We start from the raw sequence: 25668 nt of genomic DNA, 5'->3' as shown, positions 1-25668 counted from the left end.
TGCCAGGGATTGGCCGGAAATGTTGAGGGAGCCGATATTGGCTGGTTTGCGACGATTGCGGGTTCTCCTTGCCGTGCTGCTTGGCGCGCCGGCGCTGATGGGGGCCCATATGGGCGTGCAGCAATTGCTCGGCAATTTCCATGAGGTGATCCCGGGCGAGTTCTACCGGTCCGGGCAGCCCGATCACGACGATGTCGCGCATTACGCGGAGCGCTACGGCATCCGCACCATCCTCAACCTGCGCGACGAGAAGCCCGATGCGGAGGCGCTGGCTGCGCGCGCCGAGGCCGAGCGGCACGGCATCCGCATCATCGACTATCCGATGTCCTCGGCGCGGCGCTTGCCCGTCGCCAAGGCGAAGGAACTGGCGGCCCTGATGCGCGATGCGCCCAAGCCGCTGCTGGTGCATTGCGACCATGGTGCCAACCGCACCGGGCTGGCCTCGGCCATCTACGCCGGCGCGGTTGCCGGCCACAGCGAGATGGCGGCCGAATTCCAGCTTTCGCCCTATTACGGCCATGTGCCGATCGAGGGTCTCGGGCGCTACGAGATGTATCGTTCCTGGGATCGCTTCGAGGAAACGATCGGCTTCTGAAGCCTTATTTGCAGCCAGACGGACTCGTCTGGCGTTGCGCAAATGCGGCTAAGGCAAACGTACGGGAACAGCGGGCAGCGTTCGCCGCAGCCCATGCTCAGGGCGTATTTCCCAAGAATGACAACAGGTTCGATCCCGATTCGGGGATCGGCGACCCTTCATCATGCGGGTGCGACATGCTGCCTGCCTTGATTTTTGTCATGTCCAGGCGTACTGAATTTTCAGAAATTTCTGAAATTACTGTGTGCCATGAATCTTCCTCCGCTCATCCAGTCCTTCGTGCTGCATTTCGGCGAAATGGGCAGCCGCTGGGGCATCAACCGCACCGTCGGTCAGATCTATGCGCTGCTCTATGTCTCGGCCGAGCCTTTGTGCGCCGACCAGATCGTCGACGCGCTCGGCGTGTCGCGCTCCAACGTCTCCATGGGCCTGCGCGAATTGCAGACCTGGAACCTGGTCGTGCTGCGGCACATTCCCGGCGACCGGCGCGATTTCTTCACCGCGCCCGACGACATCTGGCAGATCCTGCGCACCCTGGCCGAGGAGCGCAAGAAGCGCGAAGTCGACCCCACGCTGTCGATGTTGCGCGAGCTGCTCATGCAGCAGCCCGGCAGCGCGGAGGAACGCTTTGCGCAGTCGCGCCTTATGGAGATGAACGGACTCATCGAACAGCTCACCAACTGGTACGATGACGTGAAACGGCTCGATACGGAAAGGCTGGCGATGCTGCTCAGCCTCGGTTCCAAGGTGACGAAGCTGCTCGACGCCAAGGACCGCATCGTTTCCATCGGCCGCAAGCGCAAGGGACAGACTTGACTGCGCTCGATACAGCCATCGCCCGTCGCGCGGCTCCCGACCGGCCCGCTGCCGATGCATCCGCCCGCCCGGATCGTTCCGATGCGAGGCCCGGCAAGACGAGGCCGGCGGTGCGGTCGCCCGGCAGGCTGAGCATCGGCCTGCAGATCGCCGCTTCCTTTATCTGGATCGCGCAGGCGGGCCTGCTGGCGATGGCCGTCGGCGACATCGCCGCCGGCGGCGTCGCGGCTGCAGTGGTGGCACCGGCCGTCGCCGTCTTCGTGCTCGGCGTGGTGCGCGCGGTGCTCGACCGGGCCGGATCGCGGCTCGCCTTCACGGCTGCCCGGCGTGAGCTCGCCCGGCTGCGGGCCGAAGCCATAGCGGCGCTGGCGACGCGCTCGCCGCTCGATGCGTCGCGCCCGTCCTCCGGCTTCGTCGCCAGCACGGTGGCCGAGCAGGCCGAGGCGGTGGTGCCTTACCTGTCGCGTTTCCAGCCGTTGCGCTGGCGCGCCATGATCGTGCCGCTTGCCATCTTCGCCTGCGTGTTCCCGCTGTCCTGGGTGGCGGCGCTGATCCTTTTGGTCGCCATGCCGCTGATCCCGGTGTTCATGGCGCTGATCGGCTGGCGGGCCAGGGAGGCGAGCGAGCGCCAGCTTGCCAAGATGGGCGACATGAACGGCTTCCTGCTCGACCGGCTGCGCGGACTGGCCACCATCCGCAGCTTCGATGCGGTGGACAGCACGGCGGTCCGGCTGCGCCACGAGGCCGATCTGCTGCGGCGCCGCACCATGTCGGTGCTGCGCATCGCCTTCCTGTCCTCGGCAGTGCTGGAGCTGTTCTCGGCACTGGGCGTGGCCATGGTCGCCGTCTATGTCGGCTTCCATTTTCTCGGCCAGCTCGAGTTCGGCGCTTGGGGCGACAAGCTGTCGCTCGGCCAGGGCGTGTTCATCCTGATGCTGGCGCCGGCCTTCTTCGAGCCGTTGCGCGACCTCTCCGCCGTCTGGCACGACCGCGCCGCCGGCGTGGCGGCGCTGGAGGCGCTCGAGAAGGTGATGACGGCCGGCGAGGCGATCGTGCCGGTCGATGAAACGGGGACCGGGCCGGCCGCAGCCGGCGGGGCGGCGTCCGTCACGCTCGACGAGGTGCATTTCCATCATGCCGGGCAGGGCCGGAAGGTGTTCGACGGGCTGTCGCTCGATATTCGGCCGGGCGAGCGCGTTGCTGTTATGGCGCCGAGCGGCGGCGGCAAGTCGACCCTGCTGGCGCTGATCGGCGGGCTGGCCGTGCCGCAGGCGGGCACTGTCCGCATCGGTGGCGAGCCGCTGCGCTCCGACACGGCGGGGCGGCTGCGCGCCGGCATGGCGTGGATCGGCCAGATGCCGCACATCTTCGCCGGCACGCTTCGGCGCAACGTCACGCTCGGGCGGCCGGACATCGGGCAGCGGGAAGCCGGCGCTGCGCTGGAAGCGGCACGGCTGGGCGCGGTGGCGCTTAGGCGCGCAGGCGCGGTGCTCGGCGAAGGCGGCGCCGGCCTTTCCGGCGGCGAGGCGCTGCGGCTGGCCATCGCGCGGGCGGCGGCGACGCAAGGTGCCGGCCTGGTGCTGGCCGACGAGCCGACCGCCCATCTCGACCGCCGCACCGCCGACGAGATCACCGACATGCTTCTGGAGGTCGCCAAAGGCCGGACGCTGATCGTCGCAACGCACGATCCGGTGCTGGCGGCGCGCATGGACCGCATCGTCACGCTGGGCAATGTGCCAGCGGGAAGGGAGCGGGCATGAGCGGCATGCGGCACCTGCGCACCGTTCTGGCGCTGTTCTGGTCCGGCAACCGGCCGATGCTGGCCGCCGGGGCCGCGCTGGCCCTGACGACCGCCCTGGCGGGCATCGCCCTGCTTGGCCTCTCCGGCTGGTTCATCACCGCCACCGCGATCGCCGGTGCATCCTTGGCGACGGCTCTGGTCTTCGACGTGTTCGCTCCCGCTGCCGGCATCCGCTTCCTGGCGCTTGCCCGCACCGCCTCGCGCTATGGCGAAAGGCTGGTCACCCATGATGCGACGCTCCAAGTGCTGGCAAGGCTGCGCGAGCGCCTGTTCCGCAGTTTCGCCGGTGACGAGGCGGCGCGCAGGCTGGCGGCGCGGCCGGCACGGCTGCTGTTCAGGCTCACCGTCGATATCGATGCGCTGGATTCGCTTTACCTGCGCGTCGTCGTGCCGCTGGCGGCTGCCGTTGGCTCGGCCCTTGTCACCGCGCTGGTGCTGGGCCTCATCGCCCCGGTTCTGGGCGCGGGCATCGGTGCGGCGCTGATCGTGGCCGGGCTCGCGATCCCTGCCGCCGCGGCCGCCCGTGCGAAGAAGCCGGCGCGGCGACGCGCCCATGCGCTGGAGGTGCTGCGGGCGCGCACCATCGACCTGATGCGCGGCCAGTCCGACCTCGTCATGGCCAACCGGCTGGCGGCGCAGGCCGCCGCCGTCTCCGCCGCCGACGCGCGGCTGGCCGGGGCGGAGGATGCGCTGAACCGGATCGAAACCGGCACCGGCCTCGCCTTCGCCATTGCCGGCGCGGGGCTTGTGGCCGTCACGCTGGTCGCCGCCGCCATGCTGGCCGAAAACGGGGCCATCGGCGCGTCGGTCGCGGCCCTTGCGGTGTTCGTGGCGCTGGCCAGCCTTGAGCCGTTCACGGCGCTGCGCCGTGGCGCGCTGGAGTTCGGCCGGGTGCTGCTGTCGGCCCGCCGGCTGAGGCCGAAGCTGGAAGAAGCCGCCGGGACATCACCGCGGCCCTCCATGCCGTCGAACCTCCTCCACGCCGTCGAGATCGACGGCGTGACGGTGCGCTATGACGCGGCCGGGTGCCCGGTGCTCGCCGGCCAGTCGCTCATCGTCGGCAAGGGCGAGCATGTCGCGCTGATCGGCGCCAGCGGGGCGGGCAAGTCGACGCTGCTTTCCCTGATCGCGGGCGAGATCGCACCGGAGGCGGGAACGGTCGCGACGCTGCCCGCCACGCTGCTCACGCAGCGCAGCGAGCTTTTCCACGACACGCTGCGCGGCAACCTTGCCTTGGCGCGCGCCGATGCCGGCGAGGCCGGGATGCTGGATGCCTTGCATGCCGCCGGCCTCGGCCCGTTCGTGGCCAGCCTGCCCGACGGGCTCGATACCGTGCTCGGCGAGGGCGGCATCGGCCTGTCGGCCGGGCAGGCGCGGCGTCTGGCCCTTGCCCGCCTGCTGCTGCGCGATACATGCGTGTGGCTGCTCGACGAGCCGACCGAAGGGCTCGACGGCGCGACGGCGCGCGACGTGATCGAGCGTCTCGATGCGCGCGCGCAGGACCGTGCCCTCGTGATCGTCACCCATGTCCGCCGCGAGGCGGAACTGGCCGATCGCATCGTGCTGGTCGAGGGCGGCCGGATCGTGGCCGATGCGGCGCGCGGCAGCGAGGGGCACGAAGAATTGCTCGGCCGGCTGCGGCCGGATTGAGCAGGTGATGACGGCGCCGGGTGAGTGCGCCGCACTAGCCAAGGAGGCCGGAAAAGCCGGACTTAGCCATGGAACTCGACATCGTCTCCCTGTCACGATTGCAGTTCGCGATCACCGCCCTCTACCACTTCCTGTTCGTGCCGCTGACGCTCGGCCTGTCGGTGCTGCTCGCCATCATGGAGACGGTCTATGTCATGACCGGCCGCGACATCTGGCGGCAGATGACCAAGTTCTGGGGCGTGCTGTTCGGCATCAACTTCGCCATGGGCGTGGCCACCGGCATCGTCATGGAATTCCAGTTCGGCATGAACTGGAGCTATTACAGCCACTATGTCGGTGACATCTTCGGCGCGCCGCTGGCCATCGAGGGGCTGATGGCCTTCTTCCTCGAGGCCACCTTCGTCGGCCTGTTCTTCTTCGGCTGGGACAAGCTGTCCCGGCTCGGCCATCTCGCCGCCACCTGGGCCGTCGCCATCGGCTCCAATTTCTCGGCGCTGTGGATCCTGATCGCCAACGGCTGGATGCAGAACCCGGTCGGCGCGGCCTTCAACCCGCAGACCATGCGCATGGAGGTCAACGACTTCTTCGCCGTGCTGTTCAACCCGGTGGCGCAGGCGAAGTTCGTGCATACGGTCTCGGCGGGCTATGTCACCGCGTCGATCTTCGTGCTCGGCGTCTCGGCCTGGTACCTCCTCAAGGGCCGGCACCTTGAACTCGCCAAGCGTTCGCTCACCGTCGCGGCCTCGTTCGGGCTGGCCGCGTCCCTGTCGGTGGTCGTGCTCGGCGATGAAAGCGGCTACCTCTCCACCGAGCACCAGAAGATGAAGCTCGCCGCCATCGAGGCGATGTGGAAGACGGAGCCGGCCCCGGCGGCCTTCACAGCCATCGGCTTCCCCGACCAGGAAGCGCGCAAGACCCATTATGCGGTCCATATCCCCTGGGCGATGGGCCTGATCGGCACGCGCTCGCTGACCACCGAGATCCCCGGCATCGAGGAACTGGTGCAGCATGCCGAGACGCGCATCCGCAACGGCATGATCGCCTATGGGGCGTTGCAGGAGATCCGCGCCGCCGGCAGCGATGCGGCGATCCCGGAAGCGGCGCGCGCCGCCTTCGAGGAACACGGCGCCGACCTCGGTTACGCTCTGCTGCTCAAGCCCTATCTCGACGACCCGACGCAGGCGAGCGACGAGCAGATCGCGCAGGCGGCGTGGGATACGGTGCCGAACGTGCCAACCCTGTTCTGGACCTTCCGCATCATGGTCGGCCTCGGCTTCTTCTTCATCGTCCTGACCGGCGTGTTCTTCTATCTCTCGGCGCGGCACCGGCTCGACCGCTATCCGTGGCTGCTGCGGGTCGCGGTGTTCGCCATCCCGCTGCCGTGGATCGCGGCCGAATGCGGGTGGATCGTCGCCGAGTTCGGGCGCCAGCCCTGGGTGATCGAAGGCGTGCTGCCCACCGCCGTGGCCGTGTCCAGCCTCGGCGCGCGCACGGTGCTGTTCACCATCGTCGGCTTCTCGCTGATCTATTCGGTGCTGTTCGTGATCGAGATGGTGCTGATGCTGGCCGCGATCCGCAAGGGACCGGAGCCCGATCATGCACCGCGCGCCCGGTTGGCGCCTCCTTCCCTCGCACCGGCGGAGTAGAAGACATGATCCTGCACGAACTCCTCGACTATCCGACCCTGAGGATCATCTGGTGGGCGCTGCTCGGCGTCCTCCTGATCGGTTTTGCGGTGATGGACGGCTTCGACCTCGGCACCGGCATGCTGCTGCCGTTCGTGGCCAGGACCGATGTCGAACGCCGCGTCGTCATCAACACGGTTGGCCCGGTCTGGGAAGGCAACCAGGTGTGGCTGATCCTTGGCGGCGGCGCCATCTTCGCCGCCTGGCCGCCGCTTTATGCGGTATCCTTCTCCGGCTTCTATCTCGCCATGTTCGCGATATTGTTCGCGCTGATCCTGCGCCCCGTCGGCTTCAAGTTCCGGTCGAAGCGCGACAGCGTCGCCTGGCGCACTGGCTGGGACTGGGCGTTGTTCATCGGCGGCTTCGTTCCGGCACTGGTGATGGGCGTGGCGGTGGGCAATGTGCTGCAGGGGGTGCCGTTTCGCTTCGGCACGGACCTGCGCATCTACTATGAGGGCACGACGCTGTTCGAGCTGCTCAATCCCTTCGCCCTGCTGTGCGGCCTGTTGTCGGTGGCGATGCTGGTCATGCATGGCGGTTCCTGGCTGGCGATGAAGACCAAGGACGCCGTGGCGGCGCGGGCCCGCCGGTTCGGCGCCGTGGCGGCGGTGGCGACCATCGTGCTGTTCGCCCTCGGCGGGTTGTGGCTATGGGCCGGCATCGACGGCTACCGCATCGCCAGCGCCGTGGTGACCGACGGCCCGTCCAATCCGCTCGCCAAGACGGTGGAGCGCGGGGCCGGCATCTGGTTCGAGAATTACGGCCGTCATCCGTGGATGATGATCGCGCCGGCGCTCGGCTTCCTTGGCGCGCTGGCCAATCTGGTGCTGCTGAAAAGCCGGCGCGAGGTGCTGCCGGAACTGGCCAGCGGCCTTTCGGTGCTCGGCATCGTCGCCACCGTGGGCGTGTCCATGTTCCCGATGATCCTGCCCTCGTCGCTCGATCCGAACTCCAGCCTCACCGTCTGGGATGCCTCGTCCAGCCATCTCACGCTGTTCGTCATGCTGGTGGTGACGGCGATCTTCATCCCGCTCATCGTCGCCTATACGAGCTGGGTCTACCGGGTGCTGTGGGGCAAGGTGGACGAGAAGTCGATCAGCGACGGCAGCGGCCACGCCTACTGAGGAAGGAGAACGACATGTGGTATTTTTCCTGGCTGCTCGGCCTGCCGCTTGCCGCCGCCTTCGCGGTGCTCAACGCCATGTGGTACGAGCTGATGGACGATGCCGCCAAGGCGGCCGAGGCTGCGCCGCCGCCGGCCGCGAAGTCCGGCGACTGATCGGTCCGAAAGCCTGCAACTTTTCAAGCTGATGCTCTATCGCACCCGCAGCAGGTCCACGGGGCGGCTGTCGATGATCGCCTCCATGGAGAAGTGGCCGGTGACGGTGGCCAGATCGAAGTCGGTGATGAGCTTCTGGTAGAAGGCGTCGTAGCCGGCCATGCCGCGGGTGACGACCTTGACCATGTAATCCCAGTCACCGCCGATGCGGTAGAAGTCGATGACTTCCGGCAGCCGCTCGACATGCTTGCGGAAGCTGTCCGCCCACTCCTTGGAATGATGGCGGGTGCGGATCATCACCAGCACCGTCAGGTTGAGCCCCAGGGCCGCCAGGTCGATGTCGGCATGGGAACCGCGCAGGATGCCCTCGGCACCCAGCCGTTGCAGCCGCCGCCAGCAGGCGTTCTGCGAAATGCCGGCCCGTTCCGCCAGTTCGCGCTGGGACAGGCCGGCCTGCTGCTGGAGGCAGTTCAGGATTTTCAAATCTATCCGGTCGATTTTGCTCATATCTCGATCATATGACCCAATATTTAGATATTCGTGCATTAAACAGGTGAGGTTTCAACCAGAAATCCGCGTAAAATCCATCCCAATATTTCCTCGCGGAACAGGGATGGAGACAATGACGGCCTCGGCACAGTTTTGCGGCAGCCTGCTGGATCGCTTTCGGCAAAGCCTGGCGATGGAGGACATCGTGGCCGGGCTGCGCGCCGGCCTGATCGGGGCAGACGCCACCGTCGACGGGCCGTTCGGGCGCAAGCCGATGGTCTATGCCGACTATGTCGCTTCCGGCCGGGCGCTCAGCCAAGTGGAACGTTTCGTGCTGGAGGAGGTGCTGCCCTATTACGCCAACAGCCACACCGAGGCCTCCTGGTGCGGTGGCTTCATGACCCGGCTGCGGCGCGAGGCGCGGGCGGTCGTCGCCAGCCATTGCGGCGCGGGCGAGGACCACGCCGTCATCTTCACCGGTTCGGGCGCCACGGCCGGCATCAACCGGCTGGTCAGCCTGTTCGGCGTGGCCGATGCGGTGCGTGCCGGCAAGCGGGCGCGGGTCGTCATCGGCCCCTATGAGCATCATTCCAACATCCTGCCGTGGCGCGAGAGCGGGGCCGAGATCGTGGAACTGCCGGAGGGACCGCAGGGCGGGCCCGACGTCGCCGCGCTGGAGGCCACGCTTCGCGAGCCGGGCGTGGCACTGACGGTCTGCGCCTTCTCGGCCGCCTCCAATGTCACCGGCATCGTCGCCGACGTGGCCGGGCTGACGAAGACGGTGAAGGCCGCCGGCGCGCTGATGGTGTGGGACTATGCGGGCGGCGGGCCCTACCTGCCGATGTCGATGACGGGCGATGGCGGCGCTTGTGTCGATGCCATCGTGTTCTCGCCGCACAAGTTCATCGGCGGGCCGGGGGCCTCGGGCGTGCTGGTGGTGCGGCGCGCCGCCACCGTGATCGACAGGCCGTCCCTGCCGGGCGGCGGCACGGTGCGTTTCGTCACCTCCGCCGGCCACGACTACAGTTCCAGCCTCGAGGCGCGCGAGGAGGCGGGCACGCCGAATGTCGTCGGCGACATTCGCGCCGCCCTGGTGTTGCTGGTCAAGGAGGCGATCGGGACGGAGCGGGCAGGGGAGCGCAACCGCGAACTCGCCCGGCGTGCCATGGAGGCATGGCGCGACGTGCCGAATCTCGAACTGCTCGGGCCGGAAGCCGGGGACAGGCTGCCGATCTTTTCCTTCCGCGTGCGGGACGGCAAGGGCGGCCATGTCCACCAGCAACTGGTGACCCGCATGCTGAGCGACCGGTTCGGCATCCAGGCGCGCGGGGGCTGTGCCTGCGCCGGCCCCTATGTGCTGCGGCTGCTGGGCATCGATGCCGTGCAGGCGGAGCAATTGCGGCAGGCGATCCTTGCCGGCGACGAGATGGCCAAGCCCGGTTTCACCCGGCTCAATTTCAGCGTGCTGCTCGATGACGCCAAGGTTGACTACCTCATCGAGGCGGTGAAGCAGGTGGCCGCCGATGCGCCGGATTACGAGCCGCGCTACGATTTCGATCCGGCCCGGGCGATCTTCTTTCCGCGCCTTTCGGCCTGAAACAGGTTTTCAGGAGAAGGCTTCTCAAGTTTGCGCGCGCGCAACGATCCTGCCTGCCCGATGCTTCATAATTAAAATACATCACCCGGAAGTGACCACCGGTTTCGGGACTGAAGCATGCATGGAAACACGGGCCTGAAGCGGGCCGAGCGACGCTGAAAGATCGCCACGCGCTTCAGGCTTTGCAGGCGGTAGCGGATCATGAAGCGACATTTCGACCATGACATGACGATGGACGCCATCATGCGCCGGTGGCCGGGCACGATCCGGGTCATCCTCGGCAACGGCATGCTGTGCGTCGGCTGCCCGATCGCGCCGTTCCATACGGTCGCGGATGCGGTGCGCGAGCATGCGCTGGATGAGCAGACGCTGGTGGACGAGCTTTCCCGGGCGATGGAATGAGCCCGGTCAGCCCTTGCTGCCGCGCCCTTCCGCCAAGGCGAACAGCTTGTGGGGCTCCACCACCGTCACCTTCTGGCGCCCGCTGCGGACCAGGCCCTTCTCCTCCCATGCGGTGAGAAGCCGGCTGACGGTGTGCAGCGTGGTGCCGGTCATCTCGGCGATGTCCTGGCGCGAGATGGGAAAGTCGATGAGGATGCCCTCGTCGGTCTTCCTGCCGGTCTGCTTGACCAGCCGCAGCAGGGCATGGGCCACGCGCTGCTCCACCTGTTCGGTCGCCATCTCGATCACGCGCTGCTGGGTCTCCTGCAGGCGCGCACCCACGGTGCGGAAGGTGCCGGCGCCGAAATTGGGGAAGCGGGCGGCCAGTTCCGGCCACAGATTTCCCGGCCAGGCGAGCACCACGCAATCGACCACGGCGATGGCGGTGGCAGGGTAGGTGGTGCGGCCCAGCGCATGCGCTATGCCCATCAATTCGCCCGGGCTGATGTAGTGCACGGTGACCTGCTGGCCCTCGGGCGTCGTCTTGACGACGCGCACCCGGCCGTCCAGCAGCAGGAAGAAGGAGTGGGCTTCACCCTCCTGGTCGAACACCGTATGGTCGCGCGCGATGCGCAGCGAGCGCGCCTGCCCGACGATGCCGTCGAGATCGGCCGGCTCTATGCCCTGGAAGAGGGGCAGTTCCGATATCAGGGACCGGTCCAGTCGGCTCAATGCTGCGTCTCCCAGCGTCGTTCGAACCCCGCGCCCGAACCGTTTCCGCTGCCGGCGCCACAATGTCACAGGCAATGGTGGCCGGGCAAGCCGCCTTAAAGGTGGCATTCCGGATCAAGTTTGTTCTACATCAACGTTATGGCCGCCCGCCGAGCCTAGACAGTGGCCAACGGTTCACCCCGTCAAGCAAGAAAAAAGGACAAGACCATGAGAAAGATCACCACCATCGCTGCCGCCTTCGCCGTTGCCCTTCTGGCAGGCGCAGCCCATGCCGCAGACCATCAGGTGCAGATGCTGAACAAGGGTGAGAAGGGCTCCATGGTCTTCCAGCCCGACTTCATCGTGGCCCAGCCCGGCGACACCGTGACGTTCGTGCCCACCGACAAGTCCCATGACGCCGAGAGCATCAAGGGCATGATCCCGGAAGGCGCGGAGCCGTTCAAGGGCAAGATCAACGAGCAGATCACCGTTACGGTCGAGAAGGAAGGCGTCTACGGCGTGAAGTGCACCCCCCACTACGGAATGGGCATGGTGGCGCTGATCGTGGTCGGCAAGCCCGTCAACCTCGAGGAAGCCAAGGCCGTCAAGCAGGTCGGCAAGGCCAAGAAGGTGTTCGCCGAACTGCTCGAGCAGGCCGCCGCCACGAACTGAGCGACTGCTGCGCTCTCGCGAAAAGGCCGGGTGGGACATCTTCCACCCGGCCTTTTCGTTGCCTGCAAGCCTACGACATCGGTAGTGCCGGGCCTGAATCACCGACCCCGGGAGTTTCGGCCGAAGCTCCCGGGGTCGGTTTTCCAAGCTGCGGGTGGTCAGGCTTCTAGAGCACGTCGCGACGCCACAGGGCGCGGAAGGCCGCGAGCCTGGAAGGACGTTCCTTGACCAGCCGGATGCCGAGATTGTCCGGGGGCAGGCCGGCCGCGCAGCCGCCGCTCTTGCCGTCGCGGATGAAGAAGGACATGTAGCCCCGGTGCCGGCCGCCGACGACGCGCACGCCGCAATTGTCGGTGCTGGCGTCGATCCGGCCGCGCTGGTCGAGCGCGGCGCGGCGGTAGCAGGTGCTGGTCCATTCCCACACATTGCCGGCCACGTCGTAGATCCCGTTCGAGTTGGGGCCGAAGTGACCCTGCGGCTTCGGCTGGGGATCGCTGCCGCGCGCGGCCTCGGCCTCGCTGAGGTAGCGGGCGATCCAGCGCGTGGCGGGGTTGGCGGTGTCCTCGATCTCCAGCGCCTTCTCGTCGAAGCGCTCGGCCGCCGCATAGGCCCATTCCTCGTCGGTGGGCAGGCGCCAGGTCTCGCCGGTTCTCTTCGACAGCCATTCGGCATAGGCCGTGGCGTCGCGGAAGTTGACGCCCGTCACCGGCAGGTCGTCGCCATCGGCAGGTGCCGGCGGCACCGCCTCGCAGGCGCCTTCGGTGACGCAGCGGGCATAGTCCCGGGCGCTGACCTGATAGGTCATGATCTCGAAGGCACGGCGGAAACGGACATGGTCGGCGGGCGGGTCCACGGGCCGCTCAGCATGCTGGAACTCGCCGGGCAGCCGGTAGGAGAGCTTGCCGGGGCTGACGGTCACGGTCTGCGGCGCAATGGTGGACATGGGGGTGGGCATGGGCGCAGGCGTGGCGATCGCCGCCACCGGCACATGCGCGGGAATGCGGGCGGCCAGAACCGCGGCCGGAATGGCCAGGGCGGCGGCTGCGAACAGGACATGTTTTTTCATGGTTGCGTCCTTGCCAGATCGTCATGCGTCTCGATTGACGCATGACAGGGTCTTTTCTGCTCATTTGGACCCCGGGCTCTCTGCCCGGGACCCGGGAAGCCGGGGGTCCAAGAAAAAGGCCCGCCGGGAACGCCGGCGGGCCAGTCTGGTCAGGCGGTGGCCCGCCTCTCTGCCGCGCGGCAGCCTAGTTGGTCGGGATCGGGCCGGGAGCGGCGACCTGCATCATCAGGTCGTTGTCCCATTCGCCCTCGACCAGAACGTGGGCCGTCGCGCCGAGTTCCGCAGCCTCGATCAGGTTGTGGTTCACATAGGCGTAGATGCCCGGCTGCAGGAAGGTGTAGAGCGCAGCCCCCGCGGAACCGCCGCGGATGAACCAGGTCTCGAGGTCCCTGGCCGGCGGGTTGGAGAACTTGCCCTGTTCCCAGACATGGTCGCCGTGCCCGCCGATGAGGTGGGGCCGTGTATCGCGGTTGGCCTGGGCATGGATGAACAGCACCGTCTCGCCGACCTTGGCCTTGAGCGCATTGTCGCCCGTCAAGGCTCCGACCTTGCCGTTGAACACGACGTGGGTCGGGATCAGGCCGCGCATCAGCTTGAGCGTGTCGTCATAGCTGTCTCCCAGCGACTCGTAGCGCTTGTAGTTGCCGCTCTCGTCGCGCGGGGCATAGAGGTCATGCTCGCCGATGTAGAAGATGCGGTCGTATTTCAGCGGCTTGCCGTTCTCGTCCTTCAGCCCGTCACGCGGCAGCACCATGATGGCGCCGCTCATGCCGGACACCACATGCCACGGGATCATGCCCGTCGGCGCGCAGTGATAGACGAAGGTGCCCGTGCGTGTCGCCTTCCAGCGTAGGACCGCCTGCTCGCCGGGGTTGACGTGGGTCAGTTCACCGCCGCCGAGCGCTCCCGTCGCGGAGTGGAAGTCGATGTTGTGCGGCATCTCGTTGGTCTCGGGATTGACCAGCGTGAGCTCGACATAGTCGCCCTCGTGCACGATCATCAGCGGGCCGGGCATGGAGCCCTCATAGGTCATGGCCTGCAAGGTGGTGCCTTCATTGTCGATCACCATGGGCTGTTCCTTGATGACCATCCTGAACTCGACCACCTTGGGTCCGCTCGTGGCGACCTGCTCGTGGGCATGGGCGAAGGGCGGCGGGACGAGATCGACCTTGACCCGCGGCAGGCTGGCGATGTCGCCCGCACGGGCCTGCGCCAGGGCGGGGGTCGCCACCATCGAGCCCAGGATTGCGGCCGCTGCCGCACCCGTGGCTGTACCCAGCAGTGCTTCGCGACGCGTCAACATGTTCTTATCTCCTTCTGGCATTGTGTTGCCTTTTGTTACAATCAGGAGGCTAGGCGCAGGCGGGTGACGGCTCTTTGCTGCAACGCAAACAATGTGTGCAGTGCGACAATTTGGCATGGGAAGCGCTGCGCCGTCAGCCGGGCGGCGGGCAGCCGGTGAAGCTGCAACGCATTCTTATATGTTTGTTTTTGCTGTTCTTTCGCGAGGCCTGCGGTGATGCCCGGCTTCGGAAGCCTCAGCTCGGCTGCGGCTGGCCTTGCCGCAAGGCCTGCTCCAGCGGCAGGGCGGCCGAGAACAGATAGCCTTGCGCGCAGGCGCAGCCCAGCGACTGGAGGATCTGCGCCTGGTCGGTCGTTTCCACGCCCTCGGCCATCACCTCCATGCCGAGCGTATGGGCAAGGTCGATGGTCGCCTTCATCAGGAGCCGGCTTTCCGCCCGGCATGTCAGATCCTTGGTGAAGCTGCGGTCGATCTTCACCTTCGAAATGCGCCCGTCCTTGAGCGAGGCGAGGGTGGAGAAGCCGGCGCCGAAGTCGTCGAGCGCGATGGAGATGCCGGCCTGCGCCAGCCGGGCGAGCTTTTCACCCACGCGTTCGGGATCGACCGGCGTTTCCTCGGTGATCTCGATCTCCAGCATGGAAGGCGGCAGGCCACGCGCGGCGAGGCCCTGGAGGATCATGCTGTCGATGTCGGCGGCCTCCAGCTCGCGCGGCGAGACGTTGATGGCGACGCGAAGGTCCGCCCGCCCGCCCCGCTGCAACTGCTCCATCATCGTGCAGCAGTTGCGGAACACGGTTTCGGTGAGCGATTGCAGCAGGCCGGTGGTGCGCGCGGTGGTGACGATTTCCGGCGGCGAGATCTGGCCATGCTCCGGATGCTGCCAGCGTAGCAGGCTCTCGAAGCCGACGATCTGCCGGGTGTCGAGCCTGACGATCGGCTGATACCAGCTCTGCAACTCCCCCGATTGCAGCGCGGCCTTCAAATCCCGCTCGATGCATTGCTGGCGGTTGAACGAACCCTCAAGCTCGGCGTCGAACATGCACAGCTCGTTTCGCCCGCGGTTCTTGGCTGTATAGAGGGCGAAGTCGGCCCGCAGCAGCATATGGGTGAGGCACGGACGCTCGGAGATGCAGATGCCGATGGAGGCGCCGACCTGCACGGAGTTGATGCCCGTATAGGGCCGGATGATGGCGGCGATGATCTGCCTGGCCAGATGCTCGGGGCTGGAGGGGGCGCTGGCGGCCACGAACAGCAGCGTGAATTCGTCACCGCCGATGCGCGCCAGCGTGACCCCCGGCGGCACCACGGCGTCAATGCGGCGTGCGATCTTCAGCAGCAGATCGTCACCGACGCGGTGGCCGTAGGTGTCGTTGACCGACTTGAAGCCGTCGAGATCGATCAGCATGGCCGTAAAGGGGCCTTGCGCCCGCTCGAGCCGGTTGACCGCCTGTTCGAGGCCGCGCCGGTTGAGCAGCCCGGTCAGCGGGTCTTCCCGGGAATTCTTCTCCATGTTCTCGGCATGCTGCCTGGCCTCGTATTTGAGGCGGCTGGTCTCGCGGAACCTCTCCTGCCCGAGGAAGGAACTTTTGGTCAGGCCGCCGAAGAACAGCACCACCGCGAAAGCCAGTATGTAGTCCTCCACCCCGCCCTGGATGACCATGCAGACCGTGACCGCGGCGAGCGGCGGCGCCATGAACAGGATGGGCAGCGCCGCATAGCAGGCGCTGTAGGACACCGCGCCGGCCGATATGCCGGCAAGGATGACCAGATAGACCGGCGCTTCCGGTACGGTGAAGGCTTCCGACAGGATGGCGACATGGGCCCAGGCGACGCCGCCCATGAAGGCGAGGACCATGTAGCTGTGCAGCCAGCGGGAGAGGCCGGCATAGTCCTGTTCCTGCTCCAGGGCTTCGCCGTGCGGTTGCCGCAGCGCCAGCACGATGCGCGCGCCGTTGATGAGATTGACGGCCACGAACCACAGGAGGGCGAACCAGTCGAACCCGGACATGAGCTTGACGATGAGGATGAGCACCGACAGGGCGGTGCTGATCGGCATGGAAATCAGCAGGCTGTTGCGCAGGTCGGCGAGCAGATCGCGCAGCACGCCCAGTTGCACTTCACTGTGTCTGGCTGGCATCGTGCCCGCACGCTTCATGAATCCCATTGCGCTCCGCAATAGGCCAGCAGGTTGAAGAACGCATTAACGGGATGACTAAAGGTCATCCGATCACCTTCTGCGGCGATGCGAAACGACGAATGCGGAAGGAGAATTGGTGGAGCTGAGGGGGATCGAACCCCTGACCTCGTCATTGCGAACGACGCGCTCTCCCAGCTGAGCTACAGCCCCATCCAGAGGGATGGCGCATTTATGGGCCGAGGGCAGGGCCTGTCAAGCGAGCAATTGCGTCTTTCCCGCGCTCCTGCAACCGGCGGCGGGGACTTGCCCGGTCCAGCTGCAATGGCTACATGTCGACGACAATTGGAGACCTGCATGATCGCCCTCATCCAGACCCTCGTCCTGGCGCTCGATCTCTACTGGTGGATCATCATCGCCTCGGCCGTCTTTTCCTGGCTCTATGCGTTCAACGTCGTCAATCCGCGCAACCAGTTCGTCGGCACCATCGGCAACATGCTGTTCCGGCTGACAGAGCCGGCCCTGCGGCCGATCCGGCGCTTCATGCCCGATCTCGGCGGCATCGACATCTCGCCGATCATCCTCTTGCTGGCCATCTTCTTCATACGGCAGTTCCTGCTGATGAGCGTGGCGCCGCTGTTCCTCTAGGGCGCGCGGTGAACCTGCCTTGCAGGCTCCGCGACGACGGGCTCGATCTCTATGTGCGGCTGACGCCGAAAGCGTCGAAGGACGAGCTGTGCGGGGTGGAGACGGCCGCCGACGGCAAGGTTCACGCCAGGGCGCGGGTGCGGGCGGTGCCGGAAAAGGGCGCGGCCAATGCGGCGCTGGAAAAGCTGGTGGCCAGAAGCCTGGGCGTGCCGGCCTCCACCGTGGCGGTGGTGGCCGGGGGAACGGCGCGGCTCAAGACGGTGCGGGTGAGCGGCGTGCCGCAGCACTTGCAGCAGAAGCTGGCGCAGGCCCTGTCCTGATGGCAGGGCCCGCCTCAATATCTCACTTCGAGGCGCGGGCGCGCTCGATGCCCTCGAGGATCATCTGGCGGGCGCGGTCGACGCCGTGCCAGCCGCCGATCTTGACCCACTTGCCGGGCTCCAGGTCCTTGTAGTGCTCGAAGAAGTGCGCGACCTGATCGAGCGTGATCTGCGGCAGGTCGGTGTAGTCGAACACGTTCTCATAGCGCTTGGTGATGTGCGGGGAGGGCACGGCGATGATCTTCTCGTCCTCGCCGGCATTGTCTTCCATGATCAGCACGCCGATGGGGCGCACATTGATGACGCAGCCCGGCACCAGGGCGCGCGTGTTGCACACCAGCACGTCGACCGGGTCGCCGTCGCCCGACAGCGTATGCGGCACGAAGCCGTAGTTTCCGGGGTAGCGCATGGGGGTGTAGAGGAAGCGGTCGACGAACAGCGTGCCGGCCTCCTTGTCCATTTCATACTTGATCGGCTCGCCGCCGACCGGGACCTCGATGATGACGTTGACGTCTTCCGGCGGGTTGTTACCGGTCGATATGGCGTCGATGCGCATGTCTGGGCCTCATGACGTTGCTGAATTCCCGGAAGGCACCGGCAGGTGTCGCTGCGGGAATGAAGGTGGAAATCAGGGAGGCTGCATTCGCTGACGAAGCAGCACGTCCTGGGGGTGGCAATAGCGGGGCTTGGCGCCGCAGGCAATGCGATGTGGCCGACAGTCTGCGGATTCGGCCGGAAAAACGACGAAAACGGCGCGATTGCGGATGCGGGGACCGTTTGGAGATCGTCGGGCCGCCCTATTCCCAGACGAAGGCGATCTTCTTCAGGGCCTTGTGCTCGAACACCTCAACGCCCTCGGCGATGTCGCGGCCGCCAGCACCGGCATAGAAGGCGAGCGCGTTGTCGTTCTCCTCCAGCGCCCACACGACAAGTCCCTTGAGCCCATGGTCGGCGAGGCGACGGCGGGCGGCGGCGAACAGGCGGCTGCCAAGGCCGATGCCCTGGTATTCCGGGCGCAGGTAAAGCTCGTAGATCTCGCCCTGCTGGGGAAGCTCGCGGGCACGGTTGCGGCCGATGGTGGCATAGCCGGCGATGACGCCGCCGATCTCCACCACAAGCACCGTGGCGGCGCGGCGGATGGCATTCGCCCACCAGTCGACGCCGCGGCGGTTGATCATCGAGGTCAGCGCCTTGTGGGGGATGATGCCGGCATAGGCGCCCCGCCAGGCCTCCAGGTGCACGCTGGCGATCGCGACGGCGTCGCGCGGCTCGGCTCTGCGGATGTCGATGGTCAAGGTGTTCATAGTTTCTTAACCATAATCCCCGGAATCGGCCGAAGGCAAGAGCGAGCCGGACATCCGGCGCATTCTTGCACGGCGGCCCGACGTGAGGTCAGATCTCGATCAGGTGATCGTCGAGTTCGTTCGCGTCGCCGGGCGAAACGGGGAAGTGGACGGCGAGCACGGCGCCCACGGTCTCCACCGCCCGGACGAAGCCTTCGGCAAGGCGGTCCTGGCGGGCATGGGCGGTCAGGTCGTTCACCGTGTCTTCCCACAGGTCCGGGTCGACACGGCTGTCGATGCCGACATCAGCGATGATTTCCGCATAGTGCTCGGCCAGCGAGACGAAGATCAGCACGCCGGTGCGGGCAGCGGTCCTGTGCACGTTGCGGCCGAGGAACTGGCGCAGCGCATTGTCGTGCGCGGCGCGATGGCGCATCTGCCAGGGCACGAGGTGGATGCGCAGCGCCGGCACCAGCCACAGCAGCGCAAGCACGGCAACGGCGGCGGCCAGTTGCTTCATGATGAAATGCGGCAGGCGGATCGACACCCACCAATATTCGGAGACGAAGGCGACGGCGAGGCTGGCCAGCAGGATGCCGATCATCGCCATGCAGGCGGCCGGGAAGAAATAGCCATCGCTCTGGCGGGCGACGACGCAGTAGATCTCGCCGTCGGTCTTCGCCTCGGCGGCGCGGATGGCGGCTGCGACACGCGCGCGGTCGGCCTCGCCTATGGGTCGTGTCGCCATCTACCAGCCTCCCGATGCGCCGCCGCCGCCGGACGAACCGCCGCCGCCCGAGAATCCGCCGCCGCCGGAGGACCAGCCCCCGCCGCCCGACGACCATCCTCCGCCGGACCAGCCGCTGCCGCGCCTTGACCGGCGCGAGGAGCCGCTCCTGTTGACCTCGAACACCATGCCCAGCCAGCGATAGCGGCCGGGGCCGATCTTCTCGCCGAAGATCGGCGGCAGGATCGCCATGGCGAAGCCGCCGAAGAACAGGATCGCCCAGATGGTGATGAAGATGACCGGTATCCAGTCGTCGATGTCGCCGCTCCGCTGGTTGCGGGCGCCGCGTGCCTCGAGTTCCTCGGGATTGCCCTGGAGCACCATGATGATGTCGTCGACGGCCTTCTCGATGCCGCCGGAGAAATCGCCGGCGCGGAAGGCCGGCACCAGGTCGTTCTCGATGATGAGCTTGCTGTGCAGGTCGGTGAGCGTGCCCTCCAGCCCGTAGCCGACCTCGATGCGCATCTTGCGGTCGTCGCGCGAGATCAGCAGCAGGATACCGTTGTTCTCGCCGGCCTGGCCCAGCCCCCAGGCGCGGAACAGGCGGTTGGCGTAGGGTTCGATGGCCTCGCCGTCGAGGCTTTCGACGGTGGCGACGACGATCTGGTCCGAGCCCTGCCTTTCGAAATCCGCCAGCTTCTGCTCGATGAGGACACGCGTGGCGGCGTCCATCATGCCGGCCTGGTCGACGACGCGGCCGGTCAGCGCCGGCAGGGCAGCCGCCAGCGCTGCCATCGGCAGCAACAGGCCGACCAGCAGCACGGCTGCCATCCTCCGCCAGGCGGGAGGATGGGTTCGCACGAATGCGAGGGGATGCTGCCTCGTCACGTCCTGCCTACCGGCCCGGATTGCGCATCTGCGGCTCAGCCGCCCTGGCCGGTGCCGAAGTTGACCTGCGGGGCTTCCATCTTGTCCTCCGCCACGGTGAAGTTCTGGAACGGCTCGTTGGAGCGGAACCACAGCGTGGCCCAGATCACCGAGGGGAAGGTGCGCAGGGTGAGGTTGTAGTCGCGCACCGCCTGGATGTAGTCGCGGCGGGCGACGGCGATGCGGTTCTCGGTGCCTTCGAGCTGGGCCTGCAAGGCGAGGAAGTTCTGGTTCGCCTTCAAGTCCGGATAGTTCTCCACCACGGCGAGCAGCCGCGACAAGGCGCTGGTGAGGCCGGCCTGATTGTCCTGGAAGGCCTTGAAGGCCCCCGGATCGGAGAGGTTCTCGGGCGACACCGTCACCTGCGTCGCCTTGGCGCGCGCCTCGACCACGCCTTCGAGCACGTCGCGCTCGTGGCTGGCATAGCCCTTCACCGTCTCGACCAGATTGGGAATGAGGTCGGCGCGGCGCTGATACTGGTTGAGCACTTCGCTCCATGCCGCCTTGGCGTTTTCTTCCGCCGTGGGAATGGTGTTGTAGCCGCACCCCGCCAGCAGCGGCAGCAGGAAGGCCATGACCAGGAATGCCGGCAGGTTGCGCAGCGGGGAGGGGAGTGCGAGACGCTGGGCGAGCATGGAGGATGTCCCTCAACTGTGAATGGTGGACCAAGAAATAGCACAAAGAAGCGCGGAGAAAATGCCTGCCATGCGTCCTTGCCGTGCTATAGGCGAAAGACAGCGGCAATCGGCTCCGCAACAGGGTTGAGGCAAGGGTTCGAAGCCATGGCCACAGACAGGGACAGGCAGCGGGAGCAGGAATCGCGGCGCATCCTGAAAGGCGTCGCCGGCGAGACCGATCCTTCGGGCACGTCGCTTGCCGGGCGGGCCGCAAAAAGGGTGGGCGATCATCTGAGCGCCGCCGATTCCGATCCCTCCGACCGCATCGAGACCTGGGGCACGCGCATCGGTCGCGTGCTCGGCATGGTGATCATGATCGGCCTTGCCGTGTGGCTGTTCCGCCTCGTCTTCAGCAACGGATAAAGCATGACCTCACACCTTCCCGCGCCGAAGCCGGCGGTCATCGTCATTTCCAGCCATGTCGTGCGCGGCACGGTCGGCAACCGCGCGGCGGTGTTCGCGCTGGAGACGCTGGGCTTTCCGGTCTGGGCGGTGCCGACGGTGGTGCTGCCGTGGCATCTGGGGCACGGGCCGGGAACGAAGATCGTCGCGCCGCCGGAGCAGTTCGCCTCGCTCATGAAGGATCTCGAAGGCAGCCCTTGGCTGGGCGAAGTCAAGGGCGTGCTGTCCGGCTTCCTCGGAGATTGCCGGCAGGCCGAGGCGGTCGCCTCTCTGGTGCGGGCGGTGAAGGGGCGCAATCCCGACGCGCTCTATGTCTGCGATCCGGTGATGGGCGACCTGGACGGGCTCTATGTGCCGCAGGCGGTGGCCGAGGCGATGCGCGACCAGTTGATGCCGCTCGCCGATATCGCCACGCCCAACCGCTACGAGCTGGCATGGATGGCCGGGCGCGAGCTGGCCGACCTGCCGGCGCTGGCCGATGCCGCCCGGACCGCGCCGCCGGCGACGATGCTGGTCACCTCCTCGCCGGCCGCGGCCCGCGGCAGGGTCGGCAACCTTCTGGTCGACGACCGGCAGGCGCTGTTTGCCGAGCACGCGCTGGTGGACAACCCGCCGAACGGCGTTGGCGACCTCACCGCCTCGCTCTATCTGGCGCGCATGCTCGGGCAGGCGACGGCGGAGCAGGCGCTGCATTCCACCACAGCCTCCGTCTACGAGGTGCTCAGCCGGGCCGCGCAGCGCGGCAGCAACGAGTTGCAGATCGAGACGGACGCGCGCAGCCTGCTGCACCCTTCCGCCGATATCCTACTTCGCCGGCTGGAGCCGGTCGGCCAGCACTAGAGGAGCGGGCGTTCTGACGAATGCGGCCGCTGCTCTGGCTTGGTTTTCCAGCCGCTGCTGTGCAACGCCAGACGATTCCGTCTGGCTGCAAAATGCTCTAGCCGCGGCTTCCGGCACTTTCTTTGCCGAATCTGCGATTCTTCGTTGATCGTGGCGCCTTTTTGCCATTAGACCGGGCACAGCCCGATCAGGCTACCGCCATCCCAAACGGAAAGCACTCGCCCGGCCATGTCGCATCTTCCTGAGCACCTCCTCAACGGCTACCGCAGCTTCATGCAAGGCAGATACACTGCCGAGAGCGGGCGATATGCCTCGCTGGCCCGCGAGGGGCAGCATCCTGAGACCATGATCGTGGCCTGCTGCGACTCGCGCTCGGCGCCGGAAACCATCTTCGACTGCGGGCCGGGCGAGCTGTTCGTGCTGCGCAACGTGGCCAATCTGGTGCCGCCCTACGAGCCGGACAACGAGTTCCATTCCACCTCGGCGGCGCTTGAATTCGCGGTGCAGAGCCTGAAGGTGAAGAACATCGTGGTCATGGGCCACGGCCGCTGCGGCGGCATCAAGGCCGCGCTCAGCAGCGACAACACACCGCTTTCGCCCGGCGACTTCATCGGCAAGTGGATGAGCCTGATCGCGCCGGCGGCGGAAGCCGTGTCGGCCAGCACGCTGATGACCTCCAGCGAGCGCCAGACCGCGCTGGAGCGCATCTCGATCCGCTATTCGCTGGCCAATCTGCGCACGTTCCCGTGCGTCAGCATTCTGGAAGGCAAGGGGCGGCTGAACCTCTACGGCGCCTGGTTCGACATCTCCACCGGCGAATTGTGGGTCATGAACAAGGATACCGGCGACTTCGAGCGGCCGGAACTGGGCTGAGCCTTTCGCGTTACAGATAGAGCACGCCGTGTGAGGCGGCGTGCGCGATGTTCGTTCATGCCGGGAGGGAGAGGGCATGCCGGTCATGCGCATGGTGCTGGGGCTTCTTGCAGGCGCAGTCCTGCTGGTGGCGATTTCGGCGCGCGCCGATGAGGCGGTGATCGACCGCTGGTACGATGCGTTGCTCAAGGCCGACCGCGCGGTTCTGGCCGAATTGCTGACCGACGATGCGCGCATCAGCCTCGACGATCTTGATATCGTCCAGACCAAGGCGGAGTTCCTGGAGTCGATGGACGAGTGGGAGAACGCCGTGGCCGGCGGCACCATTCGCCATCGCCTGGAAAAGGAAGAGGACGGCGTTTCCACCGTCATGGTCTGCTACGACTTTCCCAACAACCGGATGCTGATGCAGGAGACCTTCGCCGTCAGCGACGGCCGCATCACGGCAAGCTCGCAGGCCGAAGTCGCCGACAATTGCGACGCCTACTGAGCCGGTGCCTGCCATGGTTGCACCGGGGCGGTGACAGGCCTACATCGGCGGTACGAGACTTCAACCGCCGAAAGCTGCTCCATGTCCCCTGAAAAGACCGTCGACCTTGCCGCTCATCCGCTTACGGCATGGAAAGGGCCGCTCGGCCTGCCCGATTTCGCCCGCATTGCGGACGACGATTTCAAGCCGGCGTTCGATGCGGCGCTCGCCGCGCACGAAGCCGACATCGACGCCATCGCCAACGGCAAGGCCGAGCCGACCGTGGAAAACACGCTGGCGGCGCTGGAGCTTTCCGGCCAGCCGCTGGAGCGGGTCTCGTCGATCTTCTGGTGCAAGGCCGGCGCCAACACCAACGAGACGATCCAGGCGCTGGAGCGCGAGATCTCGCCGAAGATGGCGCGTCACTTCTCGGCCATCTCGATGAACGAGAAACTGTTCGCCCGCATCGATGCGCTCCATGCGAAGCGCCACGAACTCGGGCTCGACGCCGAGACGCTGCGGGTTCTGGAAAAGAGCTGGAAGGGGTTTGTGCGCTCCGGCGCCAAGCTGGATGCCGAGGGCAAGAAGCGGCTGGCCGCCATCAACGAGGAACTGTCGTCGCTCGGCACCGGCTTCGGCCAGAACGTGCTGGCCGACGAGCGCGAATGGGCGCTGTTCCTCGACGAGGGCGACCTTGCCGGCCTGCCGGACTTCCTGAAAAGCGCCATGGCCGAGGCCGCCGCCCTGCGCGGCCAGAAGGGCCGCTATGCGGTGACGCTGTCACGCTCGATCTACGAGCCGTTCACCACCTTTTCCGAGCGGCGCGACCTGCGCGAAATTGCCTGGCGCGCCTTCACCATGCGCGGCCAGAACGGCGGCGCCAGCGACAACACGAAGGTGGTGCGCGACATGCTGAGGCTGCGCGCCGAGAAGGCGAAGCTGCTCGGCTATGACAGCTATGCGGCGCTGAAGCTCGACGACACCATGGCCAAGACGCCGAAGGCGGTGCACGACCTGCTCGACCCGGTGTGGAAGAAGGCGCTGGAGAAGGCCGCCGGCGACCAGAAGGAACTGGAGCGGCTGGCGGCCGGGGCGGGCAGCAACGAGGCCTTCGCGGCGTGGGACTGGCGCTTCTACCAGGAAAAGCTGCGCGCCGAGAAATTCGCCTTCGACGAGGCGGAGCTGAAGCCCTATCTCCAGCTCGACCATATCATCGCCGCCTGCTTCGACGTGGCCGGACGCCTGTTCGGCATCAGCTTCGAGGAAAGGACCGGCATCGCGGCCTGGCACGAGGATGTGCGCGTCTTCGTGGTGAAGAACAAGGACGGCTCGGAACGCGGCCTGTTCCTGGCCGACTATTTCGCGCGGCCTTCCAAGCGCTCCGGCGCATGGATGAGTTCGCTGCAATCCGGTTACAAGCTCGGCGAGGGCTCGACGCCGGTCATCTACAACATCATGAATTTCGCCAAGCCGCCCAGGGGCGAGCCGGCGCTGCTTTCGATGGACGAGGCCAAGACCCTGTTCCACGAATTCGGCCACGCCCTGCACGGCATGCTCACCGACGTGACCTGGCCGAGCGTTTCGGGCACCTCCGTCAGCCGCGATTTCGTGGAACTGCCTTCGCAGCTCTACGAACACTGGCTGACAGTGCCGGCGGTGCTGGAAAAGCACGCGCTGCATTACCGCGACGGCAAGCCGATGCCCAAGGCGCTGCTCGACAAGATGCTGGCGGCGCAGACCTTCGGAGCAGGTTTCGCCACGGTCGAGTTCACCGCCTCGGCGCTGGTCGACATGGCCTATCACGCGCGGCCGGACGCCCCGCAGGAACCGCTTCGTTTCGAGGCCGAAACGCTGGTGGGGCTGGAAATGCCGGACACCATCGCCATGCGCCACCGCACGCCGCATTTTTCCCATGTCTTCGCCGGCGACGGCTATTCGGCCGGCTACTATTCCTACATGTGGTCGGAGGTGCTCGACGCCGATGCGTTCTCCGCATTCGAGGAAACGGGAGACGCGTTCAACCCGGAACTGGCCGAACGTCTGCGCCGCAACATCTACGCGGCCGGCGGCTCTAAGGACCCGGAAGAGCTCTACACGGCCTTCCGCGGCAAGATGCCGTCGCCCGAGGCGATGATGGCGAAGCGCGGACTGGCGTAGGCCCGTACCGGTTCCTGTGCCGCAGGGGCCGCCGCGATGTTCCGGAATGGATCCCGGACAGCCTCCGCTTTGCTTCGGCTTCCGGGATTGTTTGATCGATATGGGGTAGGTTGAGCAGCGAGGCTGCGGGCCTGCAAACCCGCAGCCTCGGCGGCAGGCGACCGGT

27 protein-coding genes and 1 tRNA gene are annotated in these 25668 nt (G+C 66.6%); 17 read left to right on the top strand and 11 right to left on the bottom strand.

The features are described from left to right. The first annotated feature begins 19 nt into the window (after positions 1-19). The 7 genes from ABID37_RS19880 (at position 20) to cydX (ending at position 7826) form a co-directional block, all read left to right on the top strand. Positions 20-595, top strand: a complete 576-nt coding sequence (locus ABID37_RS19880) for a tyrosine-protein phosphatase (protein WP_435521601.1) — start codon at positions 20-22, stop codon at positions 593-595. A 249-nt stretch (positions 596-844) separates the two neighbouring features. Continuing rightward, positions 845-1411 (top strand): GbsR/MarR family transcriptional regulator, encoded by a 567-nt coding sequence (locus ABID37_RS19875; protein ID WP_354197919.1) that lies wholly within the window; start codon positions 845-847, stop codon positions 1409-1411. Then, complete coding sequence (cydD, locus tag ABID37_RS19870; protein WP_354197917.1) at positions 1408-3171, top strand: thiol reductant ABC exporter subunit CydD; 1764 nt, start codon at positions 1408-1410, stop codon at positions 3169-3171. Before ABID37_RS19875 ends, cydD begins: the two co-directional genes overlap by 4 nt. After that, positions 3168-4862, top strand: a complete 1695-nt coding sequence (cydC, locus tag ABID37_RS19865) for a thiol reductant ABC exporter subunit CydC (protein ID WP_354197915.1) — start codon at positions 3168-3170, stop codon at positions 4860-4862. Before cydD ends, cydC begins: the two co-directional genes overlap by 4 nt. A gap of 68 nt (positions 4863-4930) precedes the next feature. Next, the gene (locus ABID37_RS19860; protein ID WP_354197913.1) at positions 4931-6508 is read left to right on the top strand and encodes a cytochrome ubiquinol oxidase subunit I; all 1578 of its coding nucleotides are present in this window, start codon (positions 4931-4933) and stop codon (positions 6506-6508) included. Between the two features lie 5 nt (positions 6509-6513). Beyond that, positions 6514-7671 (top strand): cytochrome d ubiquinol oxidase subunit II, encoded by a 1158-nt coding sequence (cydB, locus tag ABID37_RS19855; protein ID WP_354197911.1) that lies wholly within the window; start codon positions 6514-6516, stop codon positions 7669-7671. Positions 7672-7685: 14 nt separating this feature from the next. Beyond that, positions 7686-7826: a cytochrome bd-I oxidase subunit CydX gene (cydX, locus tag ABID37_RS19850; protein WP_354197909.1), complete on the top strand. Its 141-nt coding sequence runs from the start codon at positions 7686-7688 to the stop codon at positions 7824-7826. Between the two features lie 36 nt (positions 7827-7862). Here the strand turns inward: cydX and ABID37_RS19845 are convergent, their stop codons facing one another. Further along, on the bottom strand, positions 7863-8333 hold the full coding sequence (locus ABID37_RS19845; protein WP_354197907.1) for an Lrp/AsnC family transcriptional regulator: 471 nt from the start codon (positions 8331-8333) through the stop codon (positions 7863-7865). 106 nt (positions 8334-8439) lie between these two features. Here ABID37_RS19845 and ABID37_RS19840 point away from each other — a divergent pair, with 106 nt between their 5' ends. Both ABID37_RS19840 and ABID37_RS19835 read left to right on the top strand, forming a co-directional pair. After that, positions 8440-9912, top strand: coding sequence for an aminotransferase class V-fold PLP-dependent enzyme (locus ABID37_RS19840; protein ID WP_435521600.1), 1473 nt, complete (start codon positions 8440-8442; stop codon positions 9910-9912). 201 nt (positions 9913-10113) lie between these two features. Beyond that, positions 10114-10314, top strand: a complete 201-nt coding sequence (locus ABID37_RS19835) for a DUF1858 domain-containing protein (protein WP_354197903.1) — start codon at positions 10114-10116, stop codon at positions 10312-10314. A 6-nt stretch (positions 10315-10320) separates the two neighbouring features. On the opposite strand, the gene ABID37_RS19830 is transcribed toward ABID37_RS19835, so the two are convergent. Next, positions 10321-11025, bottom strand: a complete 705-nt coding sequence (locus ABID37_RS19830; protein WP_354197901.1) for a Crp/Fnr family transcriptional regulator — start codon at positions 11023-11025, stop codon at positions 10321-10323. A 207-nt stretch (positions 11026-11232) separates the two neighbouring features. Here ABID37_RS19830 and ABID37_RS19825 point away from each other — a divergent pair, with 207 nt between their 5' ends. Next, positions 11233-11676 carry a pseudoazurin gene (locus tag ABID37_RS19825; RefSeq protein WP_354197899.1) on the top strand — a complete coding sequence of 148 codons (444 nt, stop codon included), beginning with the start codon at positions 11233-11235 and terminating at the stop codon, positions 11674-11676. A gap of 166 nt (positions 11677-11842) precedes the next feature. On the opposite strand, the gene ABID37_RS19820 is transcribed toward ABID37_RS19825, so the two are convergent. The 4 genes from ABID37_RS19820 to ABID37_RS19805 form a co-directional block, all read right to left on the bottom strand. Continuing rightward, positions 11843-12742, bottom strand: coding sequence for an SUMF1/EgtB/PvdO family nonheme iron enzyme (locus ABID37_RS19820; protein ID WP_354197897.1), 900 nt, complete (start codon positions 12740-12742; stop codon positions 11843-11845). Positions 12743-12926: 184 nt separating this feature from the next. Further along, on the bottom strand, positions 12927-14045 hold the full coding sequence (gene nirK, locus ABID37_RS19815; protein ID WP_354197895.1) for a copper-containing nitrite reductase: 1119 nt from the start codon (positions 14043-14045) through the stop codon (positions 12927-12929). 235 nt (positions 14046-14280) lie between these two features. Continuing rightward, positions 14281-16182, bottom strand: coding sequence for a putative bifunctional diguanylate cyclase/phosphodiesterase (locus ABID37_RS19810; protein WP_354197893.1), 1902 nt, complete (start codon positions 16180-16182; stop codon positions 14281-14283). A gap of 134 nt (positions 16183-16316) precedes the next feature. Continuing rightward, positions 16317-16392: transfer RNA gene (locus tag ABID37_RS19805), tRNA-Ala, on the bottom strand. Positions 16393-16536: 144 nt separating this feature from the next. On the opposite strand from ABID37_RS19805, the gene ABID37_RS19800 reads away from it, so the two are divergent. Together ABID37_RS19800 and ABID37_RS19795 are read left to right on the top strand one after the other, a co-directional pair. Further along, complete coding sequence (locus ABID37_RS19800) at positions 16537-16827, top strand: YggT family protein (RefSeq protein ID WP_354197891.1); 291 nt, start codon at positions 16537-16539, stop codon at positions 16825-16827. A gap of 8 nt (positions 16828-16835) precedes the next feature. Beyond that, positions 16836-17147 carry a DUF167 family protein gene (locus ABID37_RS19795; protein WP_354197889.1) on the top strand — a complete coding sequence of 104 codons (312 nt, stop codon included), beginning with the start codon at positions 16836-16838 and terminating at the stop codon, positions 17145-17147. A 22-nt stretch (positions 17148-17169) separates the two neighbouring features. Here ABID37_RS19795 and ppa read toward each other — a convergent pair whose 3' ends face one another. The 5 genes from ppa to ABID37_RS19770 form a co-directional block, all read right to left on the bottom strand. Beyond that, positions 17170-17703: an inorganic diphosphatase gene (ppa, locus tag ABID37_RS19790; protein ID WP_354197887.1), complete on the bottom strand. Its 534-nt coding sequence runs from the start codon at positions 17701-17703 to the stop codon at positions 17170-17172. A gap of 241 nt (positions 17704-17944) precedes the next feature. Beyond that, positions 17945-18451, bottom strand: coding sequence for a GNAT family N-acetyltransferase (locus tag ABID37_RS19785; protein WP_354197885.1), 507 nt, complete (start codon positions 18449-18451; stop codon positions 17945-17947). 88 nt (positions 18452-18539) lie between these two features. Then, the gene (locus tag ABID37_RS19780) at positions 18540-19178 is read right to left on the bottom strand and encodes a TPM domain-containing protein (protein ID WP_354197883.1); all 639 of its coding nucleotides are present in this window, start codon (positions 19176-19178) and stop codon (positions 18540-18542) included. Then, the gene (locus ABID37_RS19775) at positions 19179-19988 is read right to left on the bottom strand and encodes a TPM domain-containing protein (protein WP_354197881.1); all 810 of its coding nucleotides are present in this window, start codon (positions 19986-19988) and stop codon (positions 19179-19181) included. Between the two features lie 92 nt (positions 19989-20080). Further along, positions 20081-20719, bottom strand: coding sequence for a LemA family protein (locus tag ABID37_RS19770; RefSeq protein ID WP_354197879.1), 639 nt, complete (start codon positions 20717-20719; stop codon positions 20081-20083). Between the two features lie 147 nt (positions 20720-20866). Here ABID37_RS19770 and ABID37_RS19765 point away from each other — a divergent pair, with 147 nt between their 5' ends. The 5 genes from ABID37_RS19765 to ABID37_RS19745 all read left to right on the top strand — a co-directional run bounded on the left by ABID37_RS19765 (position 20867) and on the right by ABID37_RS19745 (position 25502). Next, on the top strand, positions 20867-21124 hold the full coding sequence (locus tag ABID37_RS19765; RefSeq protein ID WP_354197877.1) for a hypothetical protein: 258 nt from the start codon (positions 20867-20869) through the stop codon (positions 21122-21124). Positions 21125-21127: 3 nt separating this feature from the next. After that, positions 21128-22003, top strand: coding sequence for a pyridoxal kinase PdxY (gene pdxY, locus ABID37_RS19760; RefSeq protein WP_354197875.1), 876 nt, complete (start codon positions 21128-21130; stop codon positions 22001-22003). A gap of 228 nt (positions 22004-22231) precedes the next feature. Further along, positions 22232-22876 (top strand): carbonic anhydrase, encoded by a 645-nt coding sequence (locus ABID37_RS19755; RefSeq protein ID WP_354197873.1) that lies wholly within the window; start codon positions 22232-22234, stop codon positions 22874-22876. 76 nt (positions 22877-22952) lie between these two features. Then, on the top strand, positions 22953-23366 hold the full coding sequence (locus ABID37_RS19750; protein WP_354197871.1) for a DUF4440 domain-containing protein: 414 nt from the start codon (positions 22953-22955) through the stop codon (positions 23364-23366). A gap of 81 nt (positions 23367-23447) precedes the next feature. Next, entirely contained in the window at positions 23448-25502 is a 2055-nt protein-coding gene (locus ABID37_RS19745; protein WP_354197869.1) for a M3 family metallopeptidase, read from the top strand. Positions 25503-25668: the final 166 nt, after the last annotated feature.

This window comes from Aquamicrobium terrae (genome assembly GCF_040545735.1).
Taxonomy (GTDB): domain Bacteria; phylum Pseudomonadota; class Alphaproteobacteria; order Rhizobiales; family Rhizobiaceae; genus Mesorhizobium; species Mesorhizobium terrae_A.
This window is presented reverse-complemented; position numbering and strand designations above follow the sequence as displayed.